General features: G+C 43.3%; 18 protein-coding genes, 1 tRNA gene and 1 other annotated feature. All 19 genes read right to left on the bottom strand.

Annotated features, from left to right (window positions below; all coding sequences use genetic code 11):
• Positions 1-99: 99 nt before the first annotated feature.
• Positions 100-1,362 (bottom strand): ATP-dependent protease ATP-binding subunit ClpX, encoded by a 1,263-nt coding sequence (gene clpX / locus V7Z64_RS01360; RefSeq protein WP_297987516.1) that lies wholly within the window; start codon positions 1,360-1,362, stop codon positions 100-102.
• 196 nt (positions 1,363-1,558) lie between these two features.
• Entirely contained in the window at positions 1,559-2,845 is a 1,287-nt protein-coding gene (gene tig, locus V7Z64_RS01355) for a trigger factor (protein WP_297987518.1), read from the bottom strand.
• A 101-nt stretch (positions 2,846-2,946) separates the two neighbouring features.
• Positions 2,947-3,867 carry a DUF3196 family protein gene (locus tag V7Z64_RS01350; protein ID WP_297987520.1) on the bottom strand — a complete coding sequence of 307 codons (921 nt, stop codon included), beginning with the start codon at positions 3,865-3,867 and terminating at the stop codon, positions 2,947-2,949.
• An 83-nt stretch (positions 3,868-3,950) separates the two neighbouring features.
• Complete coding sequence (leuD, locus tag V7Z64_RS01345; RefSeq protein WP_297987522.1) at positions 3,951-4,535, bottom strand: 3-isopropylmalate dehydratase small subunit; 585 nt, start codon at positions 4,533-4,535, stop codon at positions 3,951-3,953.
• Between the two features lie 11 nt (positions 4,536-4,546).
• Positions 4,547-5,962 (bottom strand): 3-isopropylmalate dehydratase large subunit, encoded by a 1,416-nt coding sequence (gene leuC, locus V7Z64_RS01340; protein WP_297987524.1) that lies wholly within the window; start codon positions 5,960-5,962, stop codon positions 4,547-4,549.
• Between the two features lie 12 nt (positions 5,963-5,974).
• A complete protein-coding gene (gene leuB, locus V7Z64_RS01335; RefSeq protein WP_297987525.1) occupies positions 5,975-7,084 on the bottom strand; it encodes a 3-isopropylmalate dehydrogenase in 1,110 nt (369 codons plus the stop codon).
• Positions 7,085-7,100: 16 nt separating this feature from the next.
• Positions 7,101-8,645 (bottom strand): 2-isopropylmalate synthase, encoded by a 1,545-nt coding sequence (locus V7Z64_RS01330; RefSeq protein WP_297987527.1) that lies wholly within the window; start codon positions 8,643-8,645, stop codon positions 7,101-7,103.
• On the bottom strand, positions 8,632-9,657 hold the full coding sequence (gene ilvC, locus V7Z64_RS01325) for a ketol-acid reductoisomerase (protein ID WP_219985647.1): 1,026 nt from the start codon (positions 9,655-9,657) through the stop codon (positions 8,632-8,634). The genes V7Z64_RS01330 and ilvC overlap by 14 nt, the downstream gene beginning before the upstream one ends.
• A 16-nt stretch (positions 9,658-9,673) precedes the next feature.
• Positions 9,674-10,192: an acetolactate synthase small subunit gene (gene ilvN, locus V7Z64_RS01320; protein ID WP_297987531.1), complete on the bottom strand. Its 519-nt coding sequence runs from the start codon at positions 10,190-10,192 to the stop codon at positions 9,674-9,676.
• Positions 10,189-11,907: an acetolactate synthase large subunit gene (gene ilvB / locus V7Z64_RS01315; protein ID WP_003396438.1), complete on the bottom strand. Its 1,719-nt coding sequence runs from the start codon at positions 11,905-11,907 to the stop codon at positions 10,189-10,191. Before ilvB ends, ilvN begins: the two co-directional genes overlap by 4 nt.
• Before the next feature lie 66 nt (positions 11,908-11,973).
• Positions 11,974-12,232: a binding site (T-box leader), on the bottom strand.
• Positions 12,233-12,244: 12 nt separating this feature from the next.
• On the bottom strand, positions 12,245-13,147 hold the full coding sequence (gene ilvE, locus V7Z64_RS01310; protein WP_003396440.1) for a branched-chain-amino-acid transaminase: 903 nt from the start codon (positions 13,145-13,147) through the stop codon (positions 12,245-12,247).
• Between the two features lie 462 nt (positions 13,148-13,609).
• Positions 13,610-13,683, bottom strand: a tRNA-Arg gene (locus V7Z64_RS01305).
• A 77-nt stretch (positions 13,684-13,760) separates the two neighbouring features.
• A complete protein-coding gene (locus V7Z64_RS01300; protein ID WP_297987535.1) occupies positions 13,761-14,273 on the bottom strand; it encodes a metallophosphoesterase family protein in 513 nt (170 codons plus the stop codon).
• A gap of 3 nt (positions 14,274-14,276) precedes the next feature.
• Positions 14,277-14,882 (bottom strand): XTP/dITP diphosphatase, encoded by a 606-nt coding sequence (locus V7Z64_RS01295; RefSeq protein WP_297987537.1) that lies wholly within the window; start codon positions 14,880-14,882, stop codon positions 14,277-14,279.
• Entirely contained in the window at positions 14,879-15,646 is a 768-nt protein-coding gene (gene rph, locus V7Z64_RS01290; protein WP_297987539.1) for a ribonuclease PH, read from the bottom strand. Before rph ends, V7Z64_RS01295 begins: the two co-directional genes overlap by 4 nt.
• A gap of 94 nt (positions 15,647-15,740) precedes the next feature.
• Positions 15,741-16,787 carry a GerMN domain-containing protein gene (locus V7Z64_RS01285; RefSeq protein WP_297987541.1) on the bottom strand — a complete coding sequence of 349 codons (1,047 nt, stop codon included), beginning with the start codon at positions 16,785-16,787 and terminating at the stop codon, positions 15,741-15,743.
• 91 nt (positions 16,788-16,878) lie between these two features.
• Positions 16,879-17,676 (bottom strand): glutamate racemase, encoded by a 798-nt coding sequence (gene racE, locus V7Z64_RS01280; protein WP_297987542.1) that lies wholly within the window; start codon positions 17,674-17,676, stop codon positions 16,879-16,881.
• A 109-nt stretch (positions 17,677-17,785) separates the two neighbouring features.
• Positions 17,786-18,001: a helix-turn-helix domain-containing protein gene (locus tag V7Z64_RS01275; protein WP_035044920.1), complete on the bottom strand. Its 216-nt coding sequence runs from the start codon at positions 17,999-18,001 to the stop codon at positions 17,786-17,788.
• Between the two features lie 80 nt (positions 18,002-18,081).
• Positions 18,082-18,531, bottom strand: coding sequence for an acyl-CoA thioesterase (locus tag V7Z64_RS01270; protein ID WP_297987556.1), 450 nt, complete (start codon positions 18,529-18,531; stop codon positions 18,082-18,084).
• Between the last annotated feature and the right edge of the window lie 45 nt (positions 18,532-18,576).

Below are 18,576 nucleotides of genomic sequence, written 5' to 3'. Positions count from 1 at the left end.
CTGCGTATGTATTGTACGCATAGTATCTCCGAGCAAAGAAAGAAATAAACAAAAAAAGATCGACTTTCCGAATGAGAAAGTCGATCCATCTCTTTCCGTCTATGCTGATGTTTTTCTTTCATACTCCACGACAGTTCCATCATGTAAAATGAGAAGCGGAGCTTTTTCACCGCGTACCGTTTGTGCCGTAATGACACACTTTTTCACATCTTCACGAGACGGTAATTCAAACATAACATCAAGCATGATGCCTTCAATAATTGAACGCAATCCGCGTGCCCCTGTTTTCCGTTCAATCGCGCGTTTGGCAATTTCACGAAGCGCTTCTTCTTCAAATTCAAGCTCAACATCGTCAAGCTCAAGCATTTTTTCATACTGCTTCACGAGCGCATTTTTCGGCTTCACTAAAATGTCGACAAGCGCGTCTTCATCGAGCGGCTGCAAGCTTGTAATCACCGGAAGACGACCAACAAACTCTGGAATTAACCCGAACTTTAATAAGTCTTCTGGCAACACTTTGGACAATAAATCTTTTTCTTCGACTTCAGCTTGTACATCAGAGCTAAAACCGATTACTTTTTTACCGAGTCGCCGCTTAATAATTGGCTCTAAACCGTCAAACGCTCCCCCGCAAATGAACAAAATGTTTGTCGTGTCAATTTGGATAAACTCTTGATGCGGATGCTTGCGCCCCCCTTGTGGCGGCACGCTCGCGATAGTACCTTCTAAAATTTTTAATAATGCTTGTTGTACACCTTCACCGGATACGTCACGCGTAATGGAAGGGTTTTCTGATTTTCGTGCAATTTTGTCAATTTCATCAATGTAAATAATTCCTTTTTCTGCTCGTTCAATATCATAATCTGCAGCTTGAATGAGCTTTAATAAAATATTTTCGACGTCTTCACCTACATATCCAGCTTCCGTAAGCGATGTTGCATCAGCGATCGCAAACGGCACATTTAAAATGCGTGCAAGCGTTTGAGCGAGCAACGTCTTTCCGCTTCCTGTCGGTCCAATCATTAAAATATTACTTTTTGCTAATTCGACGTCATCGATTTTGCTGTTTGAATTAATGCGTTTGTAATGGTTATACACCGCCACCGAGAGCGCCTTTTTCGCCTCATCTTGTCCGATAACGTACTCATCTAAAATTTCGCGAATTTCCTTCGGCTTCGGCACATCTTTAAACTCAACTTCTTCTTCCGATCCGAGCTCTTCTTGCACGATTTCTGTGCACAATTCAATGCATTCATCACATATGTATACACCTGGGCCAGCGACGAGCTTACGTACTTGTTCTTGCGTTTTACCGCAAAATGAGCATTTTAACTGCCCTTTTTCATCATTAAATTTAAACATGTTTTCACCCCTTATTCCTCTACGATCATATGTACATAAAAATGAAAAAACGTTATGTATTCGTCATTTTATCATAAATCTTTAAAAGTATGCCAATAAAAATGCAAATGTGCACGAAAAGTTAGAAAACTTTCATTACTGCAACTATATGTGGAAAGAACAAGGCACATGATGCACCTTGTTCTTTCTCTTCTCATTATGCAACAACTTTGCTGTTTTCAACAAGGAAATCGATTGCTTTGCGCATTTTTAAATCTTCTTTTAGGCCGTCTACTGTACCCAAAAGTTCTTTTAACTTATCTACTGATAGGTTATATAAGTTAGCCATTTCTTGCAATTCTTTTTCTACTTCTTCTTCTGTGACGTCAATGTTTTCCGCTTTTACGATCGCTTCAAGCGTCAACGTTACACGAACACGTTTTTCTGCTTCTTCTTTCATTTGCTCGCGAAGTGCCGCTTCATTTTGTCCAGAGAATTGATAGTATAAGTCAAGGTTTAACCCTTGCATTTGTAAACGTTGCTCAAACTCACGAATCATACGGTCTGTTTCGTTTTTCACCATCACTTCTGGGATGTCCATTTGCGCGTTTTCTGTTGCTTTTTGAACAACCGCATCACGAAGCGCCGCTTCGGCTTCCTCTTTTTTCTCTTTTGTTAAGCGGTCTTTAATTTTTTCTTTTAGGGCATCTAATGTTTCTACTTCTTCATCTGCATCTTTCGCAAATTCATCGTCAAGCGCTGGAAGTTGTTTTGTTTTCACTTCATGCAATTTGATTTTAAATACTGCTGGTTTGCCCGCCAATTGTCCCGCATGATATTCCTCTGGGAACGTCACTTCAATGTCTTTTTCTTCTCCAGCAGCCATGCCGATTAATTGTTCTTCAAATCCAGGAATGAATGTACCTGATCCGACGACGAGCGAATAGTTTTCTGCTTTTCCACCTTCAAACGGTTCACCATCAACGAATCCTTCGAAATCGATGACGACTGTATCCCCGTTTTCTACTGTTCCTTCTTCTTTCACAACAAGCTCAGCGTGGCGTTCTTGTAAACGTTTTAATTCTTGCTCCACATCTTCATCAGTTACCGTGTCGTCTAACTTTTCCACTTCAAGCCCTTTGTATTGACCAAGTGTTACTTCTGGCTTCACTGTCACTTTTGCAGTAAAAATTAAGCTTTTTCCTTTTTCCATTTGCTCGATGTCGATTTCTGGACGATCGACTGGCTCGATGCCTGTTTCTTCAACAGCTTTTGCGTATGCCTCTGGCAATAAAATATCTAACGCATCTGCGTATAATGATTCAACACCGAAACGCTTTTCAAATAAAGAGCGAGGAATTTTACCTTTACGGAATCCTGGAATTTGTACTTTTTTCACTACTTTTTTAAACGCTTCGTCTAATCCTTCGTTCACTTTTTCAGCGTCTACTTCAACTGTAAGAACGCCTTGGTTGCCTTCGAGTTTTTCCCATTTCGCCGACATGCTCATTTCCCTCCAACTTCAAAAATTCATGTAAATGAACTACATATATGTAGGCATACACGGTTTTATGTGTAATACAACCACTATATTATACCATACAATCATATACTTTCAACAGAAAGCCACAATTTTTCTACCTCATAAAGTTTGGCAACAAGCGGATGTGTACATATCATTTCGCCATTTTCGCATTGTTGAACATATATATGTAGGGCATCTGCCCATTGTTGTACCGGCTGCTCTGGTAGAAATGGATATATCATAAACATGTAGCGAATCCATATTTGCTTGCTCCACTCGTACATCGTCGGATTTTGCTTTGCCCACGTTTGATCGACGATGTGAAGCACTTGCTCTGAAAATTGTTCTTGTTTTCGCTCATCGAGATAAGCGGGAACAACGGTCATCGTTTGGCCAAATTTTTTAACGGTCATTTGCTCCGTCACTTGTTCTTTCCTTAATAAGTGTAATATCGTCGTTTTTACAGTCGGATGTTTCATTTCATCACACAAGTAGCGGGCAAATATTGGCACGAGATGCGGCACAACGTTTGCCTTAAGCTGCTGAAGGACGCGAAGCTGGGACGTCCATTGATCGCTTTGCAAAATCGCTTCATATTGTTTTTTCTGTTGTTCCCAATGCGAATGAATCATTTTTTCACTAAACTGCAAAAGCGGTAACAATGAGGTGCAGTCGATCCCTTTTTGTTGCAACGTCTGAATTGCTACGACAACTTCATCGTATTGTTGCAGATGGACAAGCATAGAAATGTATACTGTCCAATCCCCTACACCACGCGCTAACAGCTGTTCACATTTTTCTTTCGCCTCTTCTGCTCGCCCCATTTCAAACAAGCAAACAACAAGCGCCATTTCTACATCATCATCGTTCCGATTGAATTGTTGCAATTGTGTAAAATATGTATATGCTTCCTTGTACCGTTTTCCTTTTAACGCATTCATTCCTTCAGCCAACAACCGCTCTTTAATATATGGGTGCGGAATGACTTTTCGATTTTTCACTTGTACCCACCTTCATGTACATTTATTTTTCAGTTTAACAACGTTTGCCTATAAACTCAATAAAAAACGCCCTCGACGATTTGTCAAGAGCGTGATTGTTCATAAGCAACGATATGCGGCTCATACACGAACGTTAAGTCGATTTCATCCCAGCCTTTTAAAAGAAGTTGTTTCCGATACGGATCAATGTCAAACGTGCTTGTAAACCCTTCATCATCGAAGACGACTTGCTGTTCAAGCGAAATGGTGAGCTCATAGTCTGACCGTTGCGCCTGTTTCAATAAATACGCAACGTCTTCTTTCGATAGCTTAATAGGAAGTAAGCTATTTTTTAAACAGTTGTTGTAAAAAATATCTGCAAATGAAGGAGCAATAACAGCACGAAAGCCGTAATCAGCAAGCGCCCATGGGGCATGCTCACGAGATGAACCACAACCGAAATTTTCATTAGCGACTAAAATTGTCGCTCCTTCGTTTTCAGGACGATTTAATTCGAACTGTGGATTTGGCGTGCCATCTGGAAGATAACGCCAATCGTAAAAAAGAAATTTGCCAAATCCCGTTCGTTCAATTCGTTTTAAAAATTGCTTCGGGATGATTTGATCCGTATCGACATTGGCACGATCTAACCCCGCTACTTTTCCTTTATGAACGACGAATGGTTCCACTTTTCCTCCTCCTATCGTACCGTTTCTTTATATAGCGTACGCACATCGACAAAATGCCCGTAAATGGCAGCGGCCGCCGCCATCGCTGGACTTACTAAATGCGTACGCGCACCTTTTCCTTGCCGGCCCTCAAAATTTCGGTTTGACGTTGAAGCGCAATGCTCGCCTGCTGGTACAGTATCTGGATTCATTCCGAGACACATGCTACAGCCGGAATCACGCCATTCGAAGCCAGCATCAATAAAAATTTGAGCAATTCCTTCTTCCTCCGCCTGCTTTTTCACTTGCTGAGAACCTGGAACGACGAGTGCTCGAACACCTGGGGCAACTCTTTTTCCTTTTACAATTTGCGCCGCTTCCCGTAAATCGCTTAAGCGAGAGTTCGTACATGATCCGATAAATACATGCTGTACAGCAATATCTGTCATTTTTGTCCCCGGCTTTAATCCCATATATTGCAACGCTAACTGCACTGCTTTTTGCTCCGTTTCTGTCGCAAACTGTTCAGGATAAGGAACCGTCCCATCGATCGGAGCGCTCATCGCTGGTGTTGTGCCCCATGTGACCGTTGGGGCAATTTCACTTCCATCTATATGAATGACGCGGTCATACACCGCCCCTTCATCTGTACATAACTGTTTCCATCGTTCAACCGCTTGTTCAAACGCTTCCCCTTTTGGTGCGTATTTTCTTCCTCGCAAATAAGCAAACGTCACATCATCTGGCGCAATTAATCCCGCTCGTGCTCCCGCTTCGATCGACATATTGCAAATGGTCATTCGCTCTTCCATTGATAGACGACGAATGACGTCACCTGTAAATTCGAGTACATATCCTGTACCGAAATCAACACCGAACTTACCAATAATAGCTAAAATGACATCTTTCGCCGATACACCTGGTGCTAGCGTACCTGTAACATGAACTTGCATCGTTTTCGGACGGTGTTGCCATAGCGTTTGTGTCGCTAACACGTGCTCCACTTCGCTCGTTCCGATGCCAAACGCTAACGCCCCGAAGGCGCCATGTGTCGACGTATGACTGTCCCCACATACAATCGTTTTTCCCGGTTGTGTTAATCCAAGTTCCGGGCCAATGACGTGCACAATCCCTTGCTCCGGGCTGTTTAAATCGGCAAGCGGAATGCCGAACTCACGACAATTCCGCTCTAGTGCTGTCATTTGATTTTTCGCCACTTCATCTTCAACAACAAACCGGTTCACCGTCGGCACGTTATGATCCATCGTTGCAAATGTTAAATCTGGGCGGCGCACTTTTCTCCCTTTTTGCCGCAATCCTTCGAACGCTTGTGGGGACGTGACTTCATGAACGAGATGTAAGTCAATATATAATAAGTCCGGTTTTCCTTCTTCACGATACACAACGTGTTCATCCCAAATTTTTTCAATAATCGTCTTTGACGCCACCACAATCTCCTCCTACACATATACTTGCATAATTCGTTCGATCGCTACGTCGTCTAAAATCGCATCTTTTACTTTTTCAACCATTTCCGTCGTTGATAATACACAATCGCCGTGTTGAGCGATGTCTGCTGTTCGATACCCTGCGTCTAGCACTTGCTTGACCGCCTGTTCAATGATATGCGCCTCTTCTGTCAATCCAAAAGATAAACGAAGCATCATTGCCGCTGACAAAATAGTTGCGAGCGGGTTCGCTTTATTTTGTCCTGCAATATCTGGAGCAGAACCGTGAATCGGTTCGTATAATGCTGGCCCATCAACAGATAAGCTCGCTGAAGGAAGCATACCGAGAGAGCCTGTTAACATGGACGCTTCATCACTTAAAATATCACCAAACATATTTTCTGTTACGATCACGTCAAATTGTTTTGGAGAGCGAACGAGTTGCATCGCTGCATTATCCACGAGCATATGTTCAAGTTGAACATCTGGGAAACGTTTAGCCACTTGTTCAGCCACCTCTCGCCACATTCGGCTTGACTCTAGCACGTTCGCTTTATCAACGGACGTTACTTTCTTTTTCCGCTTTTGTGCCAGTGCAAAAGCAAACGTAATGATCCGTTCGATTTCTTCCCTTTTATAAAACAATGTATCAACGACCGCTTCCTTCCCTTTTTCGATCCGTCGTTCACTTGGCTTTCCAAAATATAAGCCCCCTGTTAATTCACGAACGATAACAAAATCCGCCCCTTCAATCACATGTGGTTTAAGCGGAGAAGCGCCAGATAAACTGTCATAAAACGTAACTGGTCGAACGTTTGCAAATAAATTCATTTCTTTTCGAATTTGCAACAATCCTTTTTCTGGACGGAGGTGTGGTGGATTTTTGTCCCATTTCGGTCCCCCGACCGCACCAAGCAATACCGCATCGCTCTGTTTACACATGTGAAGCGTTTGTTCTGGGAGAGGCGTTCCTTCACGGTCAATCGCTTCCCCGCCAATCAAGCCATATGAAAAATGAAACGTATGCCCAAAACGATCACCAATTGCTTGTAAAACATTGACCGCTCCCTTTGTCACTTCTTTTCCGATACCGTCTCCCGGCAAAACAGCGATACGATACATAAAACGCCCCCCTTTGTTATTGCGCCGCAAGCGCTTGTTCTTCTCGCATTTTTTCGATGACGAACATGCGATTTACCGCATGAATATATGCTTTTGCCGATGCTTCTAGCACATCTTGTGCTGTTCCGCGTCCGCTTGCTTCTTTCCCATCGAGCGACACTTTCACATATACTTGTGCTAAAGCATCCCTTCCGCTTCCTACAGATTCAATGCGATAATCAAGCAACGTAACAGGTAATTGCAGCGCTTTTTCTAATGCGTTATATAACGCCTCGACGCTGCCCGCCCCTGTCGCCGCTTCTTGAATGTCGCTTCCTTCTCCATCTTTTAATACGACCACTGCTGTCGGAATTTGATTGGTTCCGTATTGTACTTGAATGGAACATAATTGATAAAAGTTTTTATACGTATCTAACTTTTCATCTAAAATGAGTGCAATTAAATCATCATCCGTAATATCTTTCTTTTTATCTGCTAAATCTTTAAAACGGCCAAACAAACGATTGACCTCTTCATCTGTTAATGAATACCCAAGCTCTTGAATGCGTGTTCGAAACGCATGACGACCCGAATGCTTCCCAAGCACCATCGCATTCGATTGCACCCCAACAAGTTGCGGAGATATAATTTCGTACGTCGTTTTTTCTTTTAACACACCATCTTGATGAATACCAGATTCATGAGCAAAAGCGTTTTTACCGACGATCGCTTTATTTGGTGGGACAATCATTCCTGTCAACTTGCTTACTAAGTTGCTCGTACGTTTAATTTCTTGTAAGTTCAAGCGCGTCTCTGCTTGATAGTAATCTTTACGAATATAAAGCGCCACCGCAACTTCTTCAATCGCAGCGTTTCCGGCACGCTCACCGATCCCGTTCACCGTCCCTTCAATTTGCGTCGCCCCCGCCTCAATGGCCGCGAGCGAGTTAGCAACAGCCATTCCTAAATCATCGTGACAATGCGCAGATAAGCTAATTTTTTCAATATTCCGAACATTTTCTTTTAAAAAAGAGAATATGTCGCCATATTGTTTCGGAGTAATATAACCGACTGTATCTGGAATGTTAATGACGTTCGCCCCCGCTTCAATGACGCGTTCAACAATCGTCGCAAGGAACGGAAGATCGCTTCGACATGCGTCTTCTGCTGACCATTGTACAATCGGAAAATATTTTTTCGCGTAACGAACAGATTCCACAGCTGTTTCGATGACTTGCTCGGGTGTCATTCGCAACTTATATTGCATATGAATGGGCGACGTTGCGATAAATACGTGTAATCGCGGTTCTGCCCCGTCTTTTAAAGCCTCCCATGCCGCGTCAATGTCCGATTGAACAGAACGAGAAAGACCTGTTACTGAACAGTTGCGGACGGTTTGGGCGATCGCTTGAACGGCTTGGAAATCACCTTTCGATGCGGCAGGAAAGCCCGCCTCGATGATATCTACACCGAGGCGTTCTAACTGTCGAGCAATTTCGAGCTTTTCATGCAAGTTTAAATTGACGCCTGCAGACTGCTCGCCATCACGCAACGTCGTATCAAAAATATTAATTTTTCGCACCAACCGTCACCACGTCTTTCTGTTTAGCGTTGACAAACGGCATCATTTTACGTAACTCACGACCAACTACTTCAATTAAATGCTCATTTTCACGGCGATTGATCGCGTTAAACTCTGGGCGATTCGCTTCGTTTTCTAAAATCCACCCTTTCGCAAACTTACCCGTTTGAATGTCTTCAAGCACTTTTTTCATTTCGGCTTTCACTGCATCATTAATGATGCGTGGCCCTGTCACAAAGTCCCCCCATTGCGCTGTGTCAGAAATCGAATAGCGCATACCTGCTAAACCGCCTTCGTACATTAAATCAACGATAAGCTTTAATTCATGTAAACATTCAAAGTATGCAATTTCCGGCTGGTATCCAGCTTCTACAAGCGTCTCAAATCCAGCTTTGACAAGCGCTGTTAATCCCCCGCAAAGAACGGCCTGTTCACCGAATAAATCTGTCTCAGTTTCTTCTTTAAACGTCGTTTCAATCACGCCCGCTCGAGCTGAACCGATCGCTTTCGCATAAGCGAGCGCCGTTTCTTTCGCTTCACCGCTCACATCTTGATATACAGCGATCAATGCAGGTACACCTGCTCCTTCCGTATATGTGCGACGCACTAAATGACCAGGCCCTTTCGGTGCGACTAAAAACACATCCACATCGCTCGGTGGAACAATTTGATTGAAGTGAATGTTAAATCCGTGCGCAAACACGAGCGCGTTACCCGGCTGCAAGTTTGGCGCAATTTCTTCCTTATACACTTTCGGTTGACGTTCGTCTGGAAGTAAAACCATCACGATGTCGGCCTGTTTTGTTGCTTCTCCTACTGGCAAGACGACAAAGCCATCTTGCTCTGCTTTTTCCCACGACTTCCCCGGACGCAGTCCGATCGTTACATCGACGCCGCTATCGCGAAGGTTTTGTGCATGGGCATGACCTTGAGAACCGTATCCGATAATTGCTACTTTTTTCCCTTGAATATAAGCTTCGTTTGCATCGCCATTGTAATATACTTTTACCATAATAAAATCCTCTCCTTTAAATAATAAATAGTGATTTATTTGTTGATGATGCGCGTTGTGAGCCGCGCGGAAACGCTGTTGTTCCTGTTCTTGCAACTTCTTTTAGTCCATACGGCTTTAATAAGTCGATAAGTGCGTCAATTTTTTCTGGCTCGCCCGTTACTTGGACGACGAGACTATCGCGTGCTACATCGACGATGGACGCCCGAAACGGTTCGATGAGCGTATAAATTTCACCACGTGTCGCTGGTGTGACGGCTACCTTAATTAATGCTAACTCTCGAACGATAATCGCTTGATCTGTAATGTCTACAACTTTTAATACATCAATTTGCTTGTTTAATTGTTTCGTAATTTGTTCAGCAATGCGTTCATCTTCTACATTGACGACGAACGTCATGCGTGAAACACCTTCTGATTCGGTATGACCAACTGTAATGCTTTCAATGTTGTAATGCCGCTTTGTAAACAAACCTGTAATACGGTTTAATACGCCTGGACGATTGTTCACCGTCATTGTAATAATTCGTTTCACCATTTCACCCCCACCATTTCATGTAATCCTTTTCCTGGGGCAACCATCGGATATACGTTTTCACCTGGATGCACATGAAAATCAAGTAAAACTGGCGCATTCGTCGCAAACGCTTCTTTCAATACGTATTCCGCCTCTTCCTCCGTTGTCGCACGCATCGCTTTCATGCCGTATGCCTCGGCTAAACGCACGAAATCAGGCTGATTTGGAATAAGCGAATGAGAGTATCGTTTCTCGTAAAAAATTTCTTGCCATTGGCGAACCATGCCGAGCGCTTGATTGTTGACGATGACAATTTTAATCGGCAAATTCAACTCTTGAATGACTGACAACTCTTGTAATGTCATTTGAAATCCGCCGTCTCCAACGATCGCTACAACCGTTGCTTCCGGTTGCGCTAGTTGAGCGCCGATTGCCGCCGGCAAGCCGAATCCCATCGTACCTAGCCCGCCTGATGTAACCCAACGGTGCGGTCGTTTGAATTTATAATATTGAGCAACCCACATTTGATGTTGCCCTACATCTGTCGTTACAACCGCTTCGCCATTTGTATATTCATGAATGAGTTCAATAAGCCGTTGTGGTTTTAATACACCTGGTTCATGTTTGTACATAAGCGGATATTCTCGTTTCCATTCATTCAACTGTTTGAGCCATTCGGATACGTCTGGGCGCTTTCCGTTTTGCTCAATTAGTTGCATGAGCGCTTCTTTTGCATCACCGACAATCGGTATTTTTGTTGGTACATTTTTTCCGATTTCCGCTGGGTCGATATCGATATGAGCAACTGTCGCTTTCGGTGCAAAGTGCGCCAAATTTCCGGTCACCCGGTCATCAAATCGTGCACCTATATTGATGAGAAGGTCGCATTCATACAACGCCATGTTCGCTGTGTACGTTCCATGCATACCTGCCATTCCAAGAAATAGCGGGTGGTCGGCCGGAAAACCACCAAGTCCTAAAAGCGTATGGATAACCGGAATGTTTTGTTGTTCGGCATATTGTTTTAGCTGCTCATGCGCATTCGCGTGAAGAACACCAGCACCAGCTAAAATAACTGGGCGCTTCGCTTGGCTTACCGCCTCAACGAGCTTGCGAATTTGTAAATGATTTGGCTTTGTTGTCGGCTGATACCCTGGCAGCTGTACATCTTGTTCGTAATCAAACTCCGCTTCTGCGACAGACATATCTTTCGGAATATCAATTAACACAGGACCTGGTCGCCCAGTCGTTGCAATATGAAACGCTTCTTTAATAATTTTTGGCAGCTCTTGTACGTCGCGTACTTGGTAACTATGTTTTGTAATTGGCATTGTAATACCTAATACATCTGCTTCTTGAAAGGCATCAGATCCAATGACGCTAGAAGCTACTTGCCCTGTAAAAACGACGAGAGGGATAGAGTCCATCATCGCATCCGTTAAACCTGTTACAATATTCGTCGCACCCGGTCCCGATGTAGCGATGACGACGCCAGGCTTTCCTGAAATGCGAGCGTATCCTTCTGCCGCATGGATAGCCCCCTGTTCGTGACGTGTCAATACGTGAAATACTCCTGATTCGTACAACTTGTCATAAATCGGTAATACAGCACCTCCTGGATACCCGAAAATGACTTTCACGTTTTCTGCTTTGAGCGCTTCAATTAACATGAGCGCCCCACATAACGTTTGCTTTTTTGCTACTCTTTCTTTCACTTTCATATTCGCTGCCATTTTTTCACCCCTAAAAAAATGTGAAATAAGAAAAGCCTTCTCGCCCCTCCATCGGTCCATGTAGACCAAAGGGGCGAAAAGGCTTGCATCCTTTCCGCGGTACCACCCTTCTTCGTGGCAAAAGCCACCTCAGGAGCACGCGACTAACATCGCAGCGCTCGTTTTAATAACGAGTGACATGCACCCGTCCGCCCCTACTGAAATGAATTGTTCAGGACGGCGCTCCGAGGGGAGTTCACAAACGGAGACACCACCGGTTTTCAGCTTCCCCGGCTCTCTGTAGATGCCGAACCCGTTTGCTACTTATCCTCTTCAACGCTTTTTCTTTATTTAGTTATCATCCTGCGTTTACATTTTGGGGAGCATATACTTTTACCCCTTCAGCAACTACTCGTTTACGAAACTCTTCCAACAATCGCTTCGTATGTTCCCCTGGTACACCTTCGCCAATCACGCGGCCATCGACTTTCACCACCGCAATGACTTCCGCAGCTGTTCCTGTTAAAAACACTTCATCTGCCGTATATACGTCATGGCGCGTAAACGGCTCCTCTTTTACAACATAGCCGAGGTCTTTAGCGATGTCGATAATCGCATCGCGCGTAATGCCTTCAAGCGCCCCGACATATCCTGGCGGCGTATATAGCACGCCGTTTTTGACGATAAACACGTTGTCGGCTGAGCCTTCTGCCACGTATCCTTGATCGTTGAGCATAAGCGCTTCGCTCACGTTTGCTAAATGTGCTTCAATTCGCACTAATACGTTATTTAAATAATTTAATGATTTGACTTTCGGGCTTAATACATCTGGACGATTTCGTCTCGTCGCTACCGTAACGACTTCGATGCCCGTTTCATATAAATGTTTTGGAAAGATTGCTAACGGCTCAACGATGACAACAACTTGCGGCTTTTTGCATTTATATGGATCAAGGCCAAGGTCGCCGACGCCGCGTGACACAACAACACGAATATAAGCATCTTCAAATCCGTTTTTTTGCACCGTCTGGACGATAATATTTGTTAATTCTTCTTTTGTGTACGGAATGTTTAATAAAATGGATTTTGCTGAATTGTATAAACGGTCAATATGTTCTTTCATTCGAAACACGTTGCCGCTATACACGCGAATGCCTTCAAACACCCCATCCCCATAAAGAAAGCCGTGATCGTATACAGAGATTTTCGCATTTTCTTTCGTTACAAATTCATCGTTTAGAAAAATCCACTGTTCACTCAATGTTTTTCCCCTCTTCCCCTGTTCGCCGTCTCTTGCTTCTTATGTTTGTTACGACTTTTGTTAGATTTATTTGAAAATTATCATACGCTCATTTACTGAAACAGTCAATACCATTTCATCGAATTTTTTGATTATTTCGATTAGTTAAAATGTTTTGTATCCGCTTACATAATTGATATATCAAGGAAAAGAGTGAAAATAAAAAATTTGAACATTTTTTGACTAACTAAAAAAATCCCCTTGCCTGTGCAAGAGGATCGTTAACGTCCCAGGAGAGATTCGAACTCCCGACCGACGGCTTAGAAGGCTTTGTCGTCCCGCACTCCGTTTCGTTTACTCAAGATGCGGTTCGTGCGGTACGCTGATGTGTATTCAATGAGGTGCGCTCAAACGTGCTCTATCCAGCTGAGCCATGACATATAAAAAACGAAAATCCCCTTGCCTGTGCAAGAGGATCGTTAACGTCCCAGGAGAGATTCGAACTCCCGACCGACGGCTTAGAAGGCCGTTGCTCTATCCAGCTGAGCTACTGGGACATATCGTGGTTTGGACAATTGTTATTGTAATGATGTTTATGAAAAATGTCAATAGGGGCGGTGGAATTTTCTTGCCCCTATTGTATTTTATATGTGGTTGTTAAGTCATCTAGCAGTTGTCCGTCTATATTGTAAAAATATACAGTTGTCGTGTTGTTGTTGATATGAAGCATGGCGTATGTTTTTTCGCGACGCATGCGCGGTAAGAAAATGCTTCCTGGATTAATGAAAAGAACGTCATCGATTTGTTCGCACCCTGCAATATGAGAATGGCCGAAGCAAACGATGTGCGCCCCGACTTCTTTCGCTTTATAATACGCATTCATCATCGTCATTTTAACGTTATACAAGTGCCCATGTGTAATGAAAAAACGAACACCGTTTCGTTCTTCCACGAGATCGGTTGGGAAACGGCGTTCGTAATCGCAGTTTCCTCGCACAACAAGCATGCCTTGCAACGCCTCATGGTCGCTTGGTAACTCGGAATCACCGCAGTGAATAACAGCATCGACATGTTGTTTATGTCGCGAAACAATCGTTTGCAACTCGTTCGTTAATCCGTGACTGTCGCTTATGACCAATACGTTCACGGCTCATTCCCCCTCTTCAAACAGCTTGTCCCAAACAGTTAAAAGATGTCGTAACGCTTTAGCACGATGGCTTATTTCGTTTTTCTCCTCTTTTGTCAATTGAGCCATTGTACATTGTTTTTCAGGAACGAAAAAAATAGGATCGTATCCGAAACCGTTTTTACCGATCGGCTCTTCTGTAATATATCCTTCACATACGCCATCGACCGTCGTTGTTTCACCGTTCGGCTTTGCGACTGCTAGCGTACAATGAAAGCGCGCTGTGCGTTGTTCAAAAGGCACACCTTGTAACTTGTTCAGCACTTTTTCCATGTTTGCTTCGTCATTTTTTCCATCGCCAGCATAGCGAGCCGAGTATACACCCGGCTCGCCATGCAACGCATCAACGATTAACCCAGAATCGTCCGCAATGACCGGTTCTTGAAACATCTTCGCTATTGTCGTCGCTTTCAATATAGCGTTTTCTGCAAACGTCTTTCCTGTTTCCTCAACATCTGGCACGTCATCATAGTCAAGAAGCGAACGAATTTCGACTCCCTTTTTGGCAAACAGTTGCTGAAACTCAGCGATTTTCCCTTTGTTTTTTGTGGCGATAATCATTCGTTTCACTTCGTTTCTTCTCCTTCCGAACGGTTTTGCACAATTTGTTCAGCGAGCGAGCCGAGCGCTTCTTTTTGCAAGGCGATAAGTTCATAAATGCCCTTTTCAGCAACAGTTAGTAAATCGAGCAATTGTTCATATGAAAATGTTGCTTCTTCCCCTGTTCCTTGAATTTCAACAAAGCGACCCGATCCAGTCATGACAATATTCATATCGACATGCGCTTTCGAATCTTCCGTGTAGTTTAAATCTAAAATAATGCCATGTTCTTCATCAATGCCAACAGATGTGGCACCTAAAAAGTCTGTAATAGGGAGCATCGGCAACTTTTTGTCTTCGACCATTTTTCCGAGCGCTAACGCCATTGCAACGAATGCACCGGTTATTGAAGCGGTACGCGTTCCACCATCCGCTTGAATGACATCACAATCAATCCAAATCGTTTTTTCACCTAATTTTTGCAAATCGACAACCGAGCGAAGCACGCGACCAATTAATCGTTGAATTTCCATCGTTCTCCCAGATAGCTTTCCTTTACTTGCTTCGCGAATGTTTCGCTGTTCTGTCGCACGTGGAATCATCGCATACTCCGCAGTAATCCACCCTTTCCCGCCTCCGCGCATAAACGGCGGAACTTTATCTTCAATACTTGCTGTACAAATGACTTTCGTATCACCAATCGAAATAAGCACAGACCCTTCCGGATGTTTTAAATAGTTCGGTTCAATATGTACGGGACGAAGTTCGTCATTTGTTCTGCCATCTACTCTCACACAAAATCCTCCTCAATATATGATCACGAAAATAAGAGGCAGGAACACTGCCTCTCGACGATGAATCTTTATATAGTATAGCAAAAAATTGGTTTCAAAAACTACCTGTGTTCACATTTTGCGGTCTTGTTACCGGTTCTGATAACGGTTTTCCACTTTCATCAACTAATTCCGCTTTTCCGTTTACTGTAATCGCTACACTTTCTACCCCTGGTTGTTCAGTTAATGATAATACTAAACAATTGAGCACATGAGTCGACACAACATTTTTCTCCACGCTACCGTAAATCGCCTCGTTAAAGTTTAACGTCACTTTCCCGTTTTCATATTTTGGTGCTTCTAATAACTTCACATCCGCTTGCAAATCACTTAATAACCCAGAGCCGTAACTCGGCCCTTTAATTAGCTCATTCACAACAGCTGCTAACTCATCTTGCTCGCTATTTGGTACGCGGCGTGTAACGGGCACATAATACGTTTGTTTGCCGTCTTGCGCTAAAAAGTAGACGATGACCGGGTGCGTATTTGTAATATCAACAACACCGTTCGTTTCAATGTTAATTCCATCGTCTCTGCTCAGTTCGTCGCTAATTGGTGTTCCGTTGACCGGCATGACATGTTGATCATGGCCGTTCATGCGAATTTTTACACGTTTTACATTATCAAATTGTGTTACTGTCCACGTGATAGCCTGTAGAATGCGTTTTTCATCTTCTGGACGGTAATTCGCAAATTCTTTTGAAAAATCGACAACAAGCGTGCCATCTTGTTTTAAATTGACGCTTAATACTTGTGTGTCAGCTGGTAACACTGCACGAAATCCATTTGGAAGCAACTGTGAAATTGGACCGTTTTCTACTAAATATTCGAGCACTTGTTTAGCTGCGGCATTTGTTTTTGGCAAGGCAAATGTTTGTGGAACGACAAAACCATTTTTATCAATCAAGTATAATTCGCGCTGCACCGTCTCGGTCGCTTTTTCTTTTTCTGCTGTTTCTTGCTCTTGCAATGATTTCTCATCTTCTACGTATGTTACATCTTTTGGCGGATCAATTTCCTTTGTTGCTTTTTCACCTCCAAATAGCCCACATCCTGATAACATAAAGATAAACATTGTTACAATGACCCACGCACGGCGCATGGACTCCCCTCCTCACACGGTTTGTACTACTATGTATACGAGCCATCCAAAAAAATAGAACAAAAAAACCCTTCGCCATATGCGAAGGATTTTACGATAATTGAATCGTTTCGACATGTTCAATCGGATGACCAAACCATTTCGTTGCAATGTGTTGAAACGTTTCTTTCGGTCCGGTTGTTAAAAATATATGCTTTCGACGTTTATTTCCGGTATACAGCAAACCGCTATGATGCAAAATTGTGCTCACTTCACGTGCCGTTTCATCGCCAGAACAAATGAGTTTCACGTCATCTCCCATATATTGTTGAATAATTGGGCTGAGTAAAGGATAATGTGTACACCCCAAAATAAGTGTGTCGATTGGCCGATTTTTTAATGGTTCAAGCGATTGAGCAACAATTTGTTTTGCTTCCTCGCCTTCAAATTGTCCACTCTCAACTAAAGGAACAAATTTCGGGCACGCTAAACTCTCCACGTTTACATCGCTATTAATTGACTTTAATGCCTGTTCGTATGCTCCGCTCTGTACTGTCCCGATCGTACCAATGACACCGATATGATAGTTCTTCGTCATTTTTAACGCGGTGCGGGCCCCGGGATGAACAACGCCAATGACCGGGATATGAAGCGCGTCCCGAATTTCTTCAAGCACAACCGCTGTTGCTGTATTACAGGCGATCACAAGCATTTTAATGTCATAGCGAAGCAAATAATTTGTCATTTCCCACGTAAACTGTCGAATTTCTTCCCGCGGTCTTGGACCGTACGGACAACGTGCCGTATCTCCTAAATATACAATTTGTTCTTTTGGTAGCTGGCGCATGATTTCCCGTGCAACCGTTAATCCACCAACACCCGAATCAATCACTCCAATTGGTCTTTCCAATGTATTCGCCTCATTCTTTGTTGATGTATGACAAAACATCTTTCATTATAGCACACATCAAAGCAATAGAAAACCGGCTGCCTAAGACGAAAAGGCAAGCCGGTTCTCGTTATAGTTCAAGCTCCCCCATTCGAAGCAATTCGACAACAGCTTGCGAGCGCCCCTTTACTCCAAGCTTTTGCATCGCATTCGAAATGTGGTTGCGAACTGTTTTTTCGCTAATGAATAGTTCACTAGCAATTTCTTTCGTTGTTTTGTCTTGCAGCAACAGTTCAAATACTTCCCGTTCCCTTTTTGTGAGCAGCGGCTTCTGATTCAATTGGATAACCCTCCTTGCTTTTACCAGACCTAAACGGATGGGTATATATTTAGTCAACATATCGTATGCAAGAAAGGGTTGAACGGTTACATGTTTTCTATTAATCGCGCACGGGCGCTTTCGTCCCAAGGCACCCCTTTACCTGTCGTTTTTGACATTTGAACCATCGTCCCACGACCTGTAAATGCGATTGCTCCATTTTGTTTTTTCCCAACATAATGTAAATCAACAGAAGAATTCCCAATATGAGCAACCTTCACCCCAATTTTTAGCTGCTCACCAAAGTATACTTGTTGTAAAAAATCACATTGTAAGTTGGCGACGACTGGAATGGCATCTTGTTCTTTTCCAACCCAGTCCCCCATAAAACCGAGATGCTCAAAAAACGCGATGCGCGCTTCTTCAAAATATACGAAAGGCACTGTATTGTTTAAATGTCCAAACATATCCGTCTCAGAAAAACGGACGCGCACCGGATGAAAAAAGGAAAAGCGCTGCTCCCATGCTTTCATGTCATCGATATAAGATATTTTCAAATTTCTCCCCCCTATATATGAAACGTAAGGCCGACTCTGTAAGAG

It is taken from the genome of Anoxybacillus sp. (genome assembly GCF_036834105.1).
In the GTDB taxonomy this organism is placed as follows: domain Bacteria; phylum Bacillota; class Bacilli; order Bacillales; family Anoxybacillaceae; genus Anoxybacillus.
Note: the sequence above shows the minus strand (reverse complement) of the source record. Positions and strands in the feature narration are given on the sequence as shown.

Coding starts and splice junctions, on each gene's coding strand:
- tig (WP_297987518.1), bottom strand. CDS start 2,845: ATGTCGGCGAAATGGGAAAAACTCGAAGGCAACCAAGGCGTTCTTACA.
- V7Z64_RS01285 (WP_297987541.1), bottom strand. CDS start 16,787: ATGCGCCGTGCGTGGGTCATTGTAACAATGTTTATCTTTATGTTATCA.
- clpX (WP_297987516.1), bottom strand. CDS start 1,362: ATGTTTAAATTTAATGATGAAAAAGGGCAGTTAAAATGCTCATTTTGC.
- ilvC (WP_219985647.1), bottom strand. CDS start 9,657: ATGGTAAAAGTATATTACAATGGCGATGCAAACGAAGCTTATATTCAA.
- ilvB (WP_003396438.1), bottom strand. CDS start 11,907: ATGGCAGCGAATATGAAAGTGAAAGAAAGAGTAGCAAAAAAGCAAACG.
- leuB (WP_297987525.1), bottom strand. CDS start 7,084: ATGTATCGTATCGCTGTTTTGCCGGGAGACGGTATCGGAAAAGAAGTG.